The sequence below is a fragment of the Streptomyces sp. NPDC025273 genome (assembly GCF_040638585.1).
Taxonomy (GTDB): domain Bacteria; phylum Actinomycetota; class Actinomycetes; order Streptomycetales; family Streptomycetaceae; genus Streptomyces; species Streptomyces cinereorectus.
In genome coordinates, this window is record NZ_JBEZYP010000012.1 from 85,919 (window position 1) to 101,204 (window position 15,286).

The following is a 15,286-nucleotide window of genomic DNA, read 5'->3' on the forward strand; positions in this document are numbered from 1 at the left end:
CCGTACCCGTGCCATCGGTGCCTCTCCCCTACCTGGAGGTGATGTCGACGATCTGCCAGCGTCCGTCCCGCAGCCGGGCGGTGACGGACAGCTGGGCGGCCGCCCTGGTGGCGGCCTTCCCCTCTCGCTCGTACACCTGGTCGAGGAAGACGAGCAGGTGGGCGTTGCCGCCGCCGAGCCGGGTGACTCCGGCGCGTACGACGTGGGTGGTGAGCGTCAGCTTCTGGTCCGCGGCCTGCTTCTCGACCTGCCCGAACAGGGCCGCGTACTGCTGGAGCGCCCTGCCCGCCAGGAGTTGCTCCGCCGACTCCTTGGTGACGGCGGTGGCCTGGGGGCTGTACGAGAAGACCTTGCCCAGCGCGTTGCTGACATCGCCCGCGACCCGGGTGGTCGCCTCGCTGTCGGTCAGCGCGCGGTTGGACGTGGCGGGGGTGTCACGGAGCTGCCGGCCCTCGACGAGGAGGACGCCGCCGGTCACCAGCAGGGCCACGGTCAGGACGGTGGCGACGGTGCGGCGCCACCGTCCGCGGCCGGGCGCACGCTCCCCGGCCGCCTCGTCCACCGGCTCCGTCTCCGGGGCGGCGCCGGTGGTCGTGACAGCGGTGTTCACGATGGTGGTTCCTCCGGTCTCGTTCATGTGCCGCTCCCGACCGGTACCGCGTCGAGTGCCTTGACCTTCCAGCCCTCCCCGGTCCGCGCGAGGGTCGCCTCGAAGCGCTTGCGCTCCGTGCCGGCCCGACCGGTGCGCGGGGTGACCACGACGTCGACGGTCGCGATCAGCGCCGCCGTCCCGGCCCGCTCGTCGAGCGCGGTGAGCGCCGCGTCGGTGACCTTGCCGTGGGCCGTGGCCCCCGCCCGGACGAGCTCGCCCGCGTCCTTCTTCCGGCTGCTCCGCAGCCGCTCCCGCAGGGGCCCGGTCGAGGCGGCCAGCCATGCCTCCAGTCCCGACTCCACGCTCGCGGCGCTCTTGCCGTTCATGGTGGTGAGGCGGGCGAGGTGCCGCTTCCCGTCGGCGAGTGCGGCGTCACGGCTCTTGGCGTAGGCCAGGGTCCGGTCGCCCCGTGCCTCCGTGTACGACCAGGCACCGAGGGCGCAGATCAGTACGGCGGCGAGCAGGGCGGCCCAGCCGATCGGGCTCTTCGTACGGACCGTCATGCGCCGCCTCCCAGGCCCAGCAGACCGGCCATGCCGTCGGCCGGCCGGACGGTGCCGGGGGTGCCGAGCGCTCCCGGGAGCGCGGCTCCGCCGGTGCCCAGGAGCAGCGAGCCCGGCTTGGCCGGCTCGGGCACCGGGCCGCCCTTCGGGGCGTTCGCGCTGCCCCGGACGTTGATCCCGGTGCCGGGCGACGAGGTGCAGCGGGCCTTGCTGTTGACGGCGGGGGCGGGCGAGAGGTCGGTGCCGGGGCGGTAGGTGGTGGAGCCGTATCCGGCGGTGCAGGGCAGCGGCTCGAAGAAGGTGACCGACATCCCGAACCGGGCCCCGTCCTCGTCGATGGCACTGGCGCCCGCCGCGGCGACCGCGGGCACCTTCACCAGGAGTTCCTCCAGTCCGCGCTGCCGGGTGACGGCGACCTCGGACGTGGTGAGGAGGTTGGCGACGACGACTCCGAAGCCGGGGTCGAGGTCGCGGAGCAGGCCGCTGATCTGTTCCGTGGCGCCGGGGGCTGCGGCGATCAGTCGGCGCAGGTCGGTGTCGGATCCCTTGAGTTCGGCCGCGAGTTCCCTGGCCCCGGAGGCGAAGCCCTTGAGTGCCTCGCCCTGTTCGGCCTGGGTGCGCAGCACGGTCTCGCCGTCGGCCATCAGCTTGGTGGTGGTGGGCAGGGACTCGTCGGCTGCCTCGACGAATTCGCTGCTGGTGTCCAGCAGGACCTGGAGGTCGTCGCCGCGCCCGGCGAACGCGGCGCCGAATTCGTCGACGACGGTGCGCAGGGCTTCCGCGTCGACGGAGGCGGTCAGGTCGTTGACGCCGGTGAGGACGTCGGTGACGGGTGCGGGGATGGTGGTGTCGGCCTGGTCGATGACCGAGCCGTTCTCCAGGAAGGGGCCGTCCGCGCGGGTGGGCCGCAGGTCGATGTACTGCTCGCCGACCGCGGAGAGGTTGGCGACGACGGCCCGCAGGCTGTCCGGGATGCGCGGTGCGTCGTTCTCGATGCGCAGCTCGGCCTCGACTCCGTCGTCGGTGAGCTCGATCGGTCCGACCGTGCCGACGGACACGCCCCGGTAGGTGACGTCGGAGTGGGTGTACAGGCCGCCGGTCTGCGGCAGTTGGACCCTGACGGAGTAGTAGCCGCGCAGACCGACGTAGTGGCCGAGGTCGGCGTACCGCACACCGAGATAGCCGAGTACGAGCACGGCGATGACGAGGAAGGCCACGTTCTTGAGCCGGATGCCTGGTGTGATCATCAGCTGGTGCCCTCCGGTTCCGGAGCTGTGCCGGGTGTCCCGCCGGGGGTGGCCGGTGCCGTGCCCTGCGTCGCGCCGTCCCCGTCGGGTGTCGCGCTCGGCTTCGTACCGGATGTGGTGACCGGGGGCAGGGGCAGCGGGAGTGCCGAGGTCCTGCCGCCGGGCGTGGCCGCAGGGGCGTCGGGGTCGAGGGCGGGGATGATCTGGGTGCCGGGCATGGCCGTCACGTCCAGGTAGACGTTGAGGTAGTCGCCCTTCACGCCGCGCAGGACCTCGTCCGTGAACGGGTAGGTGAGCAGCACCTGGAGGGAGTCCGGGAGGTCGTCGCCGGAGTCGGCGAGCGCCCGCAGGGTGGGGGCGAGGGCCTTGAGGTCGGCGATCATGTCCGCCTTGCTCCTGTTGATCGTGTCGACGGCGACGGTGGAGAGCGTGTCGAGCGAGCGCAGCATGGTCAGGAGCGAACCGCGTTGCTTCTCCAGGACCTTGAGTCCGGGACTGAGCCCGGTGAGGACCGTGCCGACGTCCTGTTTCCGGGTGGCGAGGGTGGCGGCGAGGCGGTTGACGCCGTCGAGTGCCTGGGTGATGTCCTCCTTGTGGTCGTCCAGGTTGGTGACGAGCGTGTCGACCCGGCTGAGCATCGAGCGGATCTGGGGTTCCTGTCCCGCGAGTGCCTTGTTGAGCTCGGTGGTGATGGTCTTCAGCTGGGCGACGCCGCCGCCGTTGAGGAGCATCGACAGGGCGCCGAAGACCTCTTCGACCTCGGGGTTGCGGTTGGTGCGGGCGAGCGGGATCCGGTCGCCGTCCGCGAGGGCGCCCCGGGCGGTGCCGGCCGCGGGCGGGGAGAGCTGGACGTACTTCTCGCCGAGGAGGCTGGACTGTTCGAGGTGCGCGTAGGCGTTGGCGGGCATCTTGATCTTCCCGTTGACGCGCATGGTGACCTTGGCGGTCCAGCTGCCCGGGGTGAGGGAGATCTTGGTGACCCGTCCGACGGCGACGTCGTTGACCTTCACGGAGGACTGCGGGGCGAGGCTGAGGACGTCCCCGAATTCGGCGGTGATCTCGTACGGGTGGTCGCCGAGGTCCGCCCCGCCGGGCAGCGGCACCTGGTCGATGCCGGTGAACGTCGGCAGGTCGACACTGCTGACGACGAGTGCGCAGCCGACGCCGACGGCGAGCAGGGCGGCGAGGCCCGTGGTCGCGCGGGGTCCTGGTCTGCGCAGGGCGCGGCTCATCGGTTCGCCCCTCTCTCCTTCGCTGCGGTCTTCTCCGGGGTGCCGTAGACGGTGCCGACGGCGGGAAGCGGCAGTGCGGGCAGCGACTTCCGCCGTGTGGCGTCGACGGGTGCCAGCCCGTTCAGGCCGGGGGCCTCGGCCTCGGTGAGCGGTCCCCCCATGGACAGCTCGTTGAGGTTCGTACGTCCGTTGAGCGTGCGGTTCACCGGGTCGTAGGCGTTGAGGACGTTGCCCGCGGCCAGCGGCAGGGTGTCGAGGGATTCGGCGAGCGAGGCCCGCTGGTCGACGAGTGTCCGGGTGAGCGGCACCAGCAGGTCCACGTTCTCCTTGAGGGCGCCGCGGTTCCTCTGGATGAAGCCCTTGACCTTGGCGAGTGCCGTGCCCAGTTCCCTGAGCGCGGCGCTGAGGTTCTCCTTGTCGTCGGCGAGGAAGCCGGTGACGGAGTTGAGCTGCTGTTCGGCGGCGCGCACGTCGCCGTCGTTCTCCTTCAGCATCGTGGTGAAGGTCTGCAGGTAGGACAGGGTGTCGAAGAGGTTCCCACTGCTCTTGTCGAGGGTCTTCGTCGCCTTGCCGAACTGCTCGATGGAGTCCCCGATGGCCTTTCCGTTGCCGTCGAGGTTCTTCGCCCCGGTGTCGAGGAGTTTCGCGAGCGCCCCGTCCGCGTTGGCCCCGTCCGGGCCGAGTGCCGTGGAGAGCTCGGTGATCGAGGCGTACAGCTGGTCGACCTCGACGGGGGTGGCGTTCCGGGCGGCGGGCAGGACCGCGTCGTCCTGGATCAGTGCTCCGCCGGTGTAGGCGGGGGCGAGCTGGACGTACCGGTCGGCGACCAGGCTGGGGGCGACGACGACGGCGTGCGCCTGTGCGGGGACCTTGACGCCCTTGTCGAGGCGCAGGGTGACCCCGACCTCCTCGCCGCGCGGTTCCACGGACTGGACGGTGCCGACCTTGACGCCGAGGATGCGCAGGTCCGATCCGGCGTACACACCGGTGGCCTGGTCGAAGTAGGCGGTGATCGTCGTCGTTCCTTCCTCGTCCCTGGCCATCACACCGGAGGTGGCGGCCACGGCCACGACGGCGAGTCCGGCGCCGATGCCGATGATGCGGGTGCGTCTCATGTCAGCGGCCCCCTTGCTTCGGCGGCATGCAGTCGTCCGCGGGGAGCGTGCCGGCGGGCAGGTAGCTCTTCGGCACGACTCCGCAGACGTAGTTGTCGAACCAGCGGCCGTTGCCCAGGGTGTTGCCGACGAGCCGGTTGTAGGAGCCGGCCAGCGACAGCACCTTGTCGAGGCTCTTGCGGTTCTTCACCAGGACGGCGGTGACCCGGCCGAGCGAGTCGAGCGTGGGCTTCAGCTGCTTGTCGTTGTCCGTGACGAGTCCGGTGAGCTGGGTGCCCAGGTTCCGGGTCCCGGTCAGCAGCAGATGGATCGAGTCGCGGCGGGCCTGGATCTCGCCGAGGAGCAGATTGCCGTCCTCCAGCAGGGTTTCGAAGCTGCTCTTCTTGTCGGCGAGGGTCTTGGTGAGCTGCTTGCTGCCCTTGAGGAGGGTGGCGAGCTGCGCGTCGCGCTCGGAGACGGTCTTCGACAGTGCGGAGAGCCCGTTCGCGGCGCTGCGTACGTCGGGCGGGGAGTCCTTGAAGGTCTCGGAGATCGTCTCGAAGCTCCGGGCGAGCTGGGTGGTGTCGATCTCCCCGATGGTCTCGCCGAGGCCGTTGAACGCCTGGGTGACGTCGTACGGAGAGGTGGTACGGCGCGTGGTGATGCGAGAGCCGGGGTCCTGCGGGGCGTTGCCCAGCGGGTCGACGGCGAGGTACTTGTCGCCGAGGAGGGTCTTGACGGCGATGCCGACGGTGGAGGAGTCGCCGATCCAGGCGTCCTTCACCTTGAAGTCGACCTTCACCTTGGCGCCGTCGAGCGAGACGCCGGTGACCTCGCCGACCTTCACACCGGCGATGCGCACCTCGTCGCCGTCGGTGAGTCCGGCGGATTCGGTGAAGTCGGCGGTGTAGGTGGTGCCGCCGCCGATGAAGGGCAGCGCGTCGGCGCGGTAGGCGGCGAGGCCGAGGAGGGACAGGACGAGGAGTCCGACGATGCTGACGGCGACGGGGTTGCGTTCCCGTACGGGCTTGATTCTCATGACAGGCACCTCGGCTGGGTGATCACGATGCCGGTGGGCGGGGCGCTGCCGTCCTGGTTCGTCACGCCGCTGACCTTCGCTTCGCAGAGGTAGAGGTTGAGCCACGAGCCGTACGAGGTGAGGCGGGTGATCGCGGCCATCTTGGCCGGGGTGTTCCGGAGGAAGCTCTCGATCTTCGGCGCGTTCTCGTCGAGCCGGCCGGTGAGGCGTCCGAGCTGGGCGATGTCGTCCTTGAGGGGCTTGCGCCCGTCCTGGAGGAGGTCGGCGGTGACGGTGGTGAGCGCGCCCATCGCCGTCACCGCTTCGCCGAGCGGCTCACGGTCGCCGGAGAAGCCCGTGACGAGCTTCCGGAGGGTGACGACGAGGTCGTCGAAGCCCGCCTCCCGGTCGTTGACGGTCTTCAGGACCGTGTTGAGGTTCTTGATCACCTCGCCGATCACCTCGTCCTTGGCCGCGACGGTGCCGGTCAGCGATCCGACGTGGGAGAGGATGCTGTCGACGGTGCCGCCCTCGCCCTGCAGGACCTGCACGATGGAGCCGGCGAGCTGGTTGACGTCCGGCGGGGACAGCCCTTCGAACAACGGCTGGAAGCCGTTGAAGAGCTGCGTCAGGTCGAGCGCCGGCGTGGTGCGGGAGAGCGGGATGGTGGCGCCCGCGGCGAAGCTCCTGCCGACGGGTCCCGCGCCCTGGTCGAGGTCGATGTAGCGCTGGCCGACCATGTTGAGGTATTTGATCGACGCGGTTACCGAGGCGGGCAGCTTGCGGCCCTTTCGTACGGCGAAGCCGACCTCGGCCAGCCGCTTGTCGGCGACCTCGACGGACTCGACCTGTCCGACCTTGACGCCGGCGATCCTGACGCTGTCCCCGACGACGAGTCCGGTGGCGTCGGTGAACCGTGCCTTGTACGTCGTGGTGTCGCCGACACCCGTGTTGGCGATGGACAGGGCCAGGACGGTGGTGGCCAGGACCGTCACCACGATGAAGACGATCGATTTCGCGAGGGGTCCCGCGAGGGAGCGGCGCTTCACTTGAGCTTCACCTCCGCACCGCGGAACGCCGGACCGATGAGCACGCTGCTCCAGTCGGGCAGGGTCTGCGGCTGGACTTCGAGTGAGGGGGCGACGAGTTCGTTGACGAGCCGGCTCTCCTGGGGGGAGTTGGGCAGGCCCAGGGCGCTGTCGGTGGCGGCGGGTTCCCGTGTCTCCTCGCCGGCGGCGGCCTCCGTGGCGGGAGCGGTCCGGGTGCCGGCGGTGGGCGCGGCCTCGCCGACGTACGGCACCGAGTAGCAGTGCGGTCCGCCGGTGGCGTCGTAGACCGGGGTGTCCCGGCCGGCCACGTACGCGCCCTTCGACTCCACGGTCTTGACGGTGACGTGCAGTCCGGGCTCGTCGGTGCCCTTGCCGAGCGCCTTGTCCATGGCGGGGACGAAGCCCGCCATGGTGCGCAGGGTGCAGGGGAAGGCGTCCGAGTACTCCGCGAGGAGTTCCAGGGTCGGCCGGCCGGCGGCGGAGAGCCGGATGAGGTTGTCCTTGTTCTTCCGGAGGAAGGACGTGACGTCCTGGGCGGAGGCGGTGGTGGAGCCGTACAGGCCGGCGAGTTCCGCCTGCTGTTCGGCGAGGGTGCCGCTGGTGGTGGTGAAGTCGGTCAGTGCGTCGAGGACGTCGGGTGCCGCGTCCGCGTAGAGCGTGCTCACCTTGACGAGTTCCTTGATGTCCGCGTTGAGCGTGGGGAGCTGGGGGTTGAACTCCTTCAGATGGGCGTCGAGGGTGACCAGCGTGTCGCCGAGCTTGTCGCCGCGTCCCGCGAGCGCCTGCGAGACGGCGTTGAGGGTGGCGGCGAGCTTCTGCGGCTGTACGGCGGTGAGCATCGGCAGGACGTTGCTCAGGACTTCCTCGAGCTCGATGGCGTTGCTGGAGCGGTCCTGCGGGATCACGTCGCCCGCCCGCAGGGTCCGCGCCGAGGGAACGGGGGGCGGGACGAGCGCGACGAACCTCTCCCCGAAGAGGGTGGTGGGCAGCATCTGGGCGGTGACGTCGGCCGGGATCCGCCCGAGCCGGTCGGGCCGGATGGCGAGGGTCAGCCGTGCCCCTTCGCCGTCGGCCGCGATGTCGCGCACCTGGCCGATCACGACCCCGCGCAGCTTCACGTCGGCGTTGTCGTGCATCTCGTTGCCGACGCTCCCGGTGCGTACGGTCACGGTGACGTCGTCGGAGAAGTCCTTCTCGTACACCGACACCGACACCCACACGAGCAGGGCGGGCACGAGCACGAAGGCCACGCCGGCGAGTCTGCGGCGCATCGTCTGCGCCCTGGAGGAATGCATCAGCCGGCCACCTTCACCGTTGTCGTCGCGCCCCAGATGGCGAGCGAGAGGAAGAAGTCGGTGACGCTGATGAGCACGATGGCGTTGCGCACCGACCGGCCCACGGCCACGCCCACCCCGGCGGGGCCGCCGGTGGCGTGGAAGCCGTAGTAGCAGTGGGCGAGGATCACCAGCACGCTGAAGATCAGCACTTTGAGCACCGACAGGAGCACGTCGTCCGGGGAGAGGAAGAGATTGAAGTAGTGGTCGTACGTGCCCGCGGACTGTCCGTTGAACAGGACGGTGACGTAGCGGGACGCCAGGTACGAGGAGAGCAGCCCGATGGCGTACAGCGGGATGATCGCGACGACCCCGGCGATGATCCGCGTGGTCACGAGGTACGGCATGGACCGGACGCCCATCGCCTCCAGGGCGTCGACCTCCTCGTTGATCCGCATCGCACCGAGCTGGGCGGTGAAGCCCGCGCCGACGGTCGCGGAGAGGGCGAGGCCGGCCACGAGCGGAGCGATCTCACGGGTGTTGAAGTAGGCGGAGATGAAGCCGGTGAAGGCGGAGGTGCCGATCTGGTCGAGTGCCGCGTGCCCCTGGAGGCCGACGACCGTGCCGGTGGCGAGGGTCATCGCGATCATCACACCGACGGTGCCGCCGATGACTCCGAGGCCGCCGCTGCCGAAGGCGACTTCGGCGAGGAGCCGCTGCACCTCCCTGAGATAGCGGCGCAGCGTCCGCGGGATCCAGATCAGTGCGCGTACGTAGAAGATGAGCTGGTCGCCCGATCGGTCGAGCCGGCTGAGCATCGACATCGGTCAGCTCCCCTTCGCGGGGACGACCTGGAGGTAGATCGCCGTGAGGACCATGTTCACGAGGAACAGGAGCAGGAAGGTGATGACGACGGACTGGTTGACCGCGTCGCCGACGCCCTTGGGACCGCCGCGCGGGTTCAGCCCGCGGTAGGCCGCGACGATGCCGGCGATGAAGCCGAAGATCAGCGCCTTCAGCTCGCCGATGTACAGGTCGGGCAGCTGGGCCAGGGCGGAGAAGCTGGCGAGGTAGGCGCCCGGCGTGCCGCCCTGCATGATCACGTTGAAGAAGTAGCCGCCGAGCGTGCCGACGACCGAGACCAGGCCGTTGAGCAGGACGGCGACGAGCATGGTGGCGAGGACCCGCGGGACGACGAGGCGCTGGACGGGCGAGACGCCCATGACCTCCATCGCGTCGAGCTCCTCGCGGATCTTCCGCGAGCCGAGGTCGGCGCAGATGGCCGAGCCCGCGGCCCCGGAGATCAGCAGCGCCACGATGAGCGGGCTGGCCTGCTGGATGACGGCGAGGACGCTGGCGCCGCCGGTGAAGGACTGGGCGCCGAGCTGCTCGGTGAGAGAGCCGACCTGGAGGGCGATGACCGCGCCGAACGGGATGGAGACGAGGGCCGCCGGCAGGATGGTGACGCTGGCGACGAACCAGAACTGCTCGATGAACTCCCTTACCTGGAAGGGCCGGCGGAAGATCGCCCGGCTCACCGCCGCGGCGAGCGCGAACAGCTTCCCGGTCTCGCGCAGCGGGGTGAGCAGCCGCGACGGGGGCTTCTGCCGGGGCGCCGGGTCCACGGGGACGCGGTCCGCGGGCTGACCGGGCGGGAGGCGGGGCGGGGCCGTCACCGGCGCCCACCGCCCAGGGTCGGCGTGTAGCTGTTCATGATGGCCGTTCGGGCCGCTTCCGGCAGCTGGCCCATCATCGACATGACCCGCTCCCGGCGGCGCAGCGCGCCCTGCCGCACCGGCATGCCCGGCGAGGGTTCCAGTTGGGGGACGACCGTGCGCGGCCCGGCGACGCGTTCGAAGCCGTTCCCGTTCATCTGCTCGGCGGCGAGGGTGGCGGCGTCCTTCTCCTCGGACATTCCGATGGGGCCTTCGCGGCGCCCTGACAGGAACTGGGAGACGACCGGGGTGTCGCTGGTGAGCAGTACCTCGCGCGGCCCGAAGGTGACGAGGTTGCGGCAGAACAGCATGCCCATGTTGTCGGGGACGGTGGCCGCGATGTCGAGGTTGTGGGTGACGATCAGCATCGTCGCGTCGATCTGCGCGTTGAGGTCGATGAGGAGCTGCGAGAGGTACGCGGTGCGCACCGGGTCGAGTCCGGAGTCCGGCTCGTCGCAGAGGATGATCTGCGGGTCCAGCACGAGGGCGCGGGCCAGGCCGGCGCGTTTGCGCATGCCGCCGGATATCTCACCGGGCAGCTTTCCCTCGGCACCGAGGAGACCGACGATGTCGATGCGCTCCATGACGATGCGGCGGATTTCCGATTCCTTCTTGCGGGTGTGTTCACGCAGGGGAAAAGCGATGTTGTCGAAGAGCGACATGGAGCCGAAGAGGGCACCGTCCTGGAACATGAGACCGAACAGCTTCCGGGTCTCCATGATCTCCCGCTCGGGGCTGTTGACCATGTCGACACCGTTGATGAGAACGCGGCCCTGTTCCGGCTTCAGCAGTCCGATGATGGATTTGAGGAAGACGGTCTTGCCGGTGCCGGAAGGGCCGAGCATCACACTCACCTCACCGGCCGGCAGCGTGAGGCTGACGTCCTGCCAGATGTTCTGCTTGCCGAAGGACTTCGTCAGGCCTTCGACGACTACTTCGATTCCCATCAGCCCTCCTTCGAAGTGGTGGTGAACGACGTCATCTGTCAGCGCTCCGGCTCTGAGAAATCCAATGGCGACTCGTCACGCATGCACCAGGAGGCGCACGTTATGTCCGTCGAAACCGCCAGGACAAGCCGTTGAACAGCGGAAATCGGCGAACGAAGTACTCGGCGTGGATCACTTGTCACCGAGTGACAAATCCACGGGTCGGCTTTGTCGAGATCTGCGCAAGGTATCCGTGGGCGAGGAGGGGTCCTGCGGCCCAGGGGGGCCGGAGCCGCAGAACCCCCACCACGGGAGAGCACCGCCCGGATGGAGGGTTCGGGCCGGAGGCAACTCCCGTGGAGTCCAGGTCAAGACGGATGCGACCAGGACTCCACGCACATCGGACAAGCAACCGCGGACGCGTTTCCGGGCTGCTCAACTGGACGCTACGGGTGAGTAACCTGACTTTGCAATACTGGACGCGCTTTTTCCTTCGCGGCCATTTCAAGGGAGCGATTACTTGTCCACGGGTGAGTGATCGGCGTGCGAAACCTGTAATTAATTGAGGGTTCGGCTCCCTTCGGCCGGCCCCGACGGCCAAAACGCCTGAGCTCTCCCGGTCCCACAGGACCGGGAGAGCTCAGGCGGGCGGCGCGTGACTGTCCGGCACGCGCTCACTGCTCGGGAACGGGAGAGTTCCGGGGCGCCCCTACCGTTCGGGCACCGGAATCCTGGGCGGGCAGTCCGGCCCTTCGGGGTTCGTCGCCACGCACAGGGGCGCCTGCGTCATCTTGGTGTAGTTGTCGGCCTTCTTGCCCGCGCTGGAGATCGCCGACGTGAAGACGGCGTCGAGGTCCTCGTCGGCACCGCACCCCTCGAAGGGCGGGATGTGCGCGTATCCGGTCAGGCTCCCTCCGTAGGCCACGAGATACCCGGACTGCGGATAGCTCTGGCCGTATCCCCTCAGGACCTGCTCGAACGGGCGCACCGTGCGACAGTTCGGACCCACGTCCAGCGGGACACCGTTCACCTCGACGTCGGACAGCCGCATGGAGAGCTGGGCCGTGACCGTCGTCTCCTCGGGGTAGGACGGCGTGTTCGTGACCGTGTGGGTCTGCACGGCGGCCGGCGGACCTACCTGTTCCAGCACCATGGTCGCGGTCGTCGGCACGAATCCGTAGGTGAGGAAGGTCGCCCTGGACGGCGGGAGTTGCCGGCGGCCCTCGTACTCGAACTCCACCTCGGACGTCACGTCAACCGTCGCGGCGCAGGAGTCGTTGATGTAGCGCTTGTTCAGGACCACCTTCATGAACGCCGGCCCCAGGGCCGCCGCGCCGTCCAGCTTGGCGGCGTTGGCGTATCCCGCCGCGTACGTCTCCGCGGTGGTCATCACCCACTCCGGCGGGATCTCGATCGGGCAGCTGTCGGGGTCCTCCCCGTCGAGGGCCTCGGCCTTCCGGTCGGTGAGTGCCTCGATGCGCTGCTGCACCGAGGGCGAGAGGCCGCCGCCCGGACTGGTCGGCTCCGGGGACGGTTCGGGGACGCTGGGCTCGGGCCCGGGCTCTTCCGTGCCGGTGTCCCCGCGGACCGTGATCTCGGCGAGCGTGGACTCCTGGCCCCGCGCCGGCTCGCAGCTGACGTCGAGGCCGGGCGGCGCCGTCGGTCCGCCCTCCGCCGTGAGGGCGGACAGGGCGAGATCGAGACCGGCCGGTGCGAGTACGGCCTGTCCGGGACCGCCGAAGGAGACCGTGGGCACATCCCCGGTGGCGGTGAGGACCAGCCCTCCCTCCGTGGGGACGACGGCCGGGGGTGCGGTCAGGCCCTGCCACGGGACGTCGGCGGACTCGTCGCCCTGGGTGGCGCGGACCGTCAGCTCCGCGACGGCGGAGAGGGTGGACGCCTCCGTGTCGGTGAACTGCGCGAGCGCCGACCGGGGCAGGCTCACCTCGACCGACACCTGGTCGGGCTGCACCGGCTCGCCCGCCCGCACGGATGAGGGGAGCACGGCCGAGACCAGCACGTCCACCTCCTCGGTACCGGAGGGGAAGGGGCAGGCATAGGTGAGTTCGATCGCGGAATCCTGCTGGGCGGCCGCCGATTCGGCACTCGGAATGAGTGCGGTGGCGACGACGAGCGCCCCGCCCACAGCCAGGTGAAGCGGTCGTCTCGCTGCGGCCCGTACGTCGACGGTCATGCGGATGCGTCCTTCCGGCGTGCGTGGACCGGGTGGTGAGGCGGCGGGCGACCGGGTCCACTGTCGGTATCGGCCCTGCGGACAGACCCGGGACGGCCCTTACCGGCCGGTACGCTACGCACGCCGGTGGCACATGGGAAGGGCCGGGTCGTCGGTCCGCTCACCGGCGGGCGGCCTTTGGCAGGTGGTGACAACGCGGGGCCGGCGAGTTGTCGGATGGTGCGTGATTCCGGCGCCGTGCCGGTGCCCAGCCACCGGGTGCGTGGCTGGGCACCTCTTTCACCTGCGGACGGCCTTCGGCGGAATCGCTCAGCTTCCGACGATGACCGGGGACTTGCCCGTGGCCGTGTTCACGATGGTGTAGAGCCCCGCGAAGCTGGCCGTCGTGCCGACGATGCCGCAGCCGCCGCCGACCTTGTTGCTGAGGGTCAGCGTGAGTCCGCCGCCCGCGGTGTTGAGCGTGCCGTTGGATCCGCCGCTGGTCGGGTTGTTGTACTTGGCCGCGACCTTGCCGGTGGCCTTGAAGGTGCAGGGGCCGAGGATGCTGCTCCCGGACACCGTCGCCGTGATCGTCCTGACCTCACCGGTCGTCTGGCCGGTGGAGTTGGTGCCGGCACCAGGCGTGTAGTCCAGACCCCAGATTCCCCACGGAGGTGTGGTGGTCACGGTCCAGGTCGAGCTGAACGGCCCGGTGCACGGCGAGTTGAACGAGATCGACGTGATGGACGCGAGCTGGGCGGGGCTGCCGCTGACCGGGGACGTCGGCGCCGTTCCCGCCGCCTTGGAGGAGGCACACTGGATCTTGTTGCCGTTGTTGTCGGTCAGGACGGTCACGCCCGCGCTCCCGGTGAAGGCCCCGGTCGGCGTGACGGACCAACTGGTCGGCGCCGCGACGGCCGACGGAGCGGCCAGGGCGACGGCCGCCGTGGCAGCACCGATCGCGGTCAGAAGGCTGGTTCGCTTGAACATGGAATTTCTCCCTTTTTTGTCCCGTTGGGGATGGTGAACGTGAGCACCGGGAGACCGGCGTCACGGTTCGAACTGGACTGGGAGGCATTTCCGCTGTTACTCCGAAGCGGATTGCCATGGGGGGCTGTACTGCCGAATACCCGAAAGAGGCGGCTCATTCCGGGGGATCCTGCACAGGTCCGCTCAACGACAGGAAGAGCCTTTGCACCGATCCTGCGTTCCGCACCCTACTGAGCAGTACGGTAGCCGAGCCGAGTGCCGGCGGGAAGAGAAATTTCCACACGTTCTCGCCGATTTTCCATCGGCCGGAATTCGGCAGCAGAAGGGCAGCCGAATTCCATGGCCGTCGACCGTGTGGCGGGTGATCAGCCGGCGTGGCACGACGGTGCGCGAGCCACGGCCGGGGAATGAGACCGATGCCCGTCGGCGGCATCGGAAGGGGACGACGGGCCTACTGTGCGGCGGAGTGCCAGAACTGCGACAGCTTCTTGCCCTCGTCCGGCGCCAGGGAAGCCGGGTCGTACGGGCTCGCGAAATAGGTCGAGGTGTCGTTCAGCGTCACGTTGTTGTTCCCGGCGGCGGACGGCAGGCCGGTCTTCAGGTTGACCGCCCAGTCCAGGAGGCCGGCTCCGCAGCCGGTGGCACCCGGCACGGCGAAGGCGGCGTCGTTCTGGTCCGCGCCGGAGAAGGTGTAGCGCCCCATCTCGCCGGAGTCGCTGGGCGTGCCGTTTCCTTCGAACTGCTGGAGGGAGAGCGAGGGTATCGTCACGTTCTTCGGCTTCAGCAGGACCGGATCGGATGCGGAGCCGATGTAGCACTTGTCGCCGAGCAGCGAGTTCCGCAGATGAATGCGTACGGGAATCGTCAGAATCGGCTGATCGGTGGAGAAGGCCGCGGACATGTTGAACTCCCGGGGAGCCCCGGCCGGTTCGATGGTGGCCGTCACCCGGTTGAGGTCGTTGTCCGCGAGACCCCGGCAGATCGTGGAGACGACGGGGACACCGCTCGGGCACATCAGACCGAGCAGACCACCGGGGATCTGCGCGGAATCGGCGATCAGCGCGCCTCCCGCGGGGGCGACCAGGCTCGTCGTGCCGTCGCTGCGCTGGATCACGCCGAGCTGGAGATCGGTATGACCGGTGGTCACCTCCGTGTTGCCCAGCTTGATGGAGCCGCTGGAGGAGGTGGAGGAGATGCACGTCGCGATGGTGTTGATGCCGTCCGCCGCCAGCATGGCGGGGGCGTCGACCGGACAGCGGTCGAACGGCGCCCAGTGGCCGTTCAGTTGACTCGCCGCAGTGGCCGAGCCCATCGAGAACACCACTGCGGACGCGGTGAAGGCGGCCAACGCCCCCACACGGGTTCTGGTCGAAACGGATCTCATGTCGTCCCCTCTTGACTGCCGCCGGAAAT

General features: G+C 69.4%; 14 protein-coding genes. All 14 read right to left on the reverse strand.

The features are described from left to right. Nucleotides 1–28: 28 nt before the first annotated feature. Nucleotides 29–637 (reverse strand): hypothetical protein, encoded by a 609-nt coding sequence (locus AB0F38_RS20620; protein WP_361895133.1) that lies wholly within the window; start codon nt 635–637, stop codon nt 29–31. Continuing rightward, nucleotides 634–1,155 (reverse strand): hypothetical protein, encoded by a 522-nt coding sequence (locus tag AB0F38_RS20625; RefSeq protein WP_361895136.1) that lies wholly within the window; start codon nt 1,153–1,155, stop codon nt 634–636. Before AB0F38_RS20625 ends, AB0F38_RS20620 begins: the two co-directional genes overlap by 4 nt. After that, a complete protein-coding gene (locus AB0F38_RS20630; RefSeq protein ID WP_361895139.1) occupies nt 1,152–2,402 on the reverse strand; it encodes an MlaD family protein in 1,251 nt (416 codons plus the stop codon). The genes AB0F38_RS20625 and AB0F38_RS20630 overlap by 4 nt, the downstream gene beginning before the upstream one ends. Further along, a complete protein-coding gene (locus AB0F38_RS20635) occupies nt 2,402–3,634 on the reverse strand; it encodes an MCE family protein (RefSeq protein ID WP_361895142.1) in 1,233 nt (410 codons plus the stop codon). Before AB0F38_RS20635 ends, AB0F38_RS20630 begins: the two co-directional genes overlap by 1 nt. Beyond that, a complete protein-coding gene (locus AB0F38_RS20640) occupies nt 3,631–4,749 on the reverse strand; it encodes an MCE family protein (RefSeq protein WP_361895145.1) in 1,119 nt (372 codons plus the stop codon). The genes AB0F38_RS20635 and AB0F38_RS20640 overlap by 4 nt, the downstream gene beginning before the upstream one ends. Before the next feature lies 1 nt (nt 4,750). Next, nucleotides 4,751–5,767: an MCE family protein gene (locus tag AB0F38_RS20645; protein WP_361895147.1), complete on the reverse strand. Its 1,017-nt coding sequence runs from the start codon at nt 5,765–5,767 to the stop codon at nt 4,751–4,753. Then, nucleotides 5,764–6,795 (reverse strand): MCE family protein, encoded by a 1,032-nt coding sequence (locus AB0F38_RS20650; RefSeq protein WP_361895150.1) that lies wholly within the window; start codon nt 6,793–6,795, stop codon nt 5,764–5,766. The genes AB0F38_RS20645 and AB0F38_RS20650 overlap by 4 nt, the downstream gene beginning before the upstream one ends. Continuing rightward, complete coding sequence (locus AB0F38_RS20655) at nt 6,792–8,090, reverse strand: MCE family protein (protein ID WP_361895153.1); 1,299 nt, start codon at nt 8,088–8,090, stop codon at nt 6,792–6,794. The genes AB0F38_RS20650 and AB0F38_RS20655 overlap by 4 nt, the downstream gene beginning before the upstream one ends. After that, nucleotides 8,090–8,893 carry an ABC transporter permease gene (locus AB0F38_RS20660; protein ID WP_361895156.1) on the reverse strand — a complete coding sequence of 268 codons (804 nt, stop codon included), beginning with the start codon at nt 8,891–8,893 and terminating at the stop codon, nt 8,090–8,092. The genes AB0F38_RS20655 and AB0F38_RS20660 overlap by 1 nt, the downstream gene beginning before the upstream one ends. A gap of 3 nt (nt 8,894–8,896) precedes the next feature. Beyond that, on the reverse strand, nt 8,897–9,745 hold the full coding sequence (locus tag AB0F38_RS20665) for an ABC transporter permease (protein WP_361895160.1): 849 nt from the start codon (nt 9,743–9,745) through the stop codon (nt 8,897–8,899). Further along, nucleotides 9,742–10,731 (reverse strand): ATP-binding cassette domain-containing protein, encoded by a 990-nt coding sequence (locus AB0F38_RS20670; protein WP_361895163.1) that lies wholly within the window; start codon nt 10,729–10,731, stop codon nt 9,742–9,744. The genes AB0F38_RS20665 and AB0F38_RS20670 overlap by 4 nt, the downstream gene beginning before the upstream one ends. Nucleotides 10,732–11,419: 688 nt before the next feature. Continuing rightward, nucleotides 11,420–12,904: a DUF6801 domain-containing protein gene (locus tag AB0F38_RS20675; RefSeq protein ID WP_361895166.1), complete on the reverse strand. Its 1,485-nt coding sequence runs from the start codon at nt 12,902–12,904 to the stop codon at nt 11,420–11,422. 309 nt (nt 12,905–13,213) lie between these two features. Further along, the gene (locus AB0F38_RS20680) at nt 13,214–13,873 is read right to left on the reverse strand and encodes a hypothetical protein (protein ID WP_361895169.1); all 660 of its coding nucleotides are present in this window, start codon (nt 13,871–13,873) and stop codon (nt 13,214–13,216) included. A gap of 451 nt (nt 13,874–14,324) precedes the next feature. Next, nucleotides 14,325–15,257 (reverse strand): hypothetical protein, encoded by a 933-nt coding sequence (locus AB0F38_RS20685; protein WP_361895171.1) that lies wholly within the window; start codon nt 15,255–15,257, stop codon nt 14,325–14,327. Between the last annotated feature and the right edge of the window lie 29 nt (nt 15,258–15,286).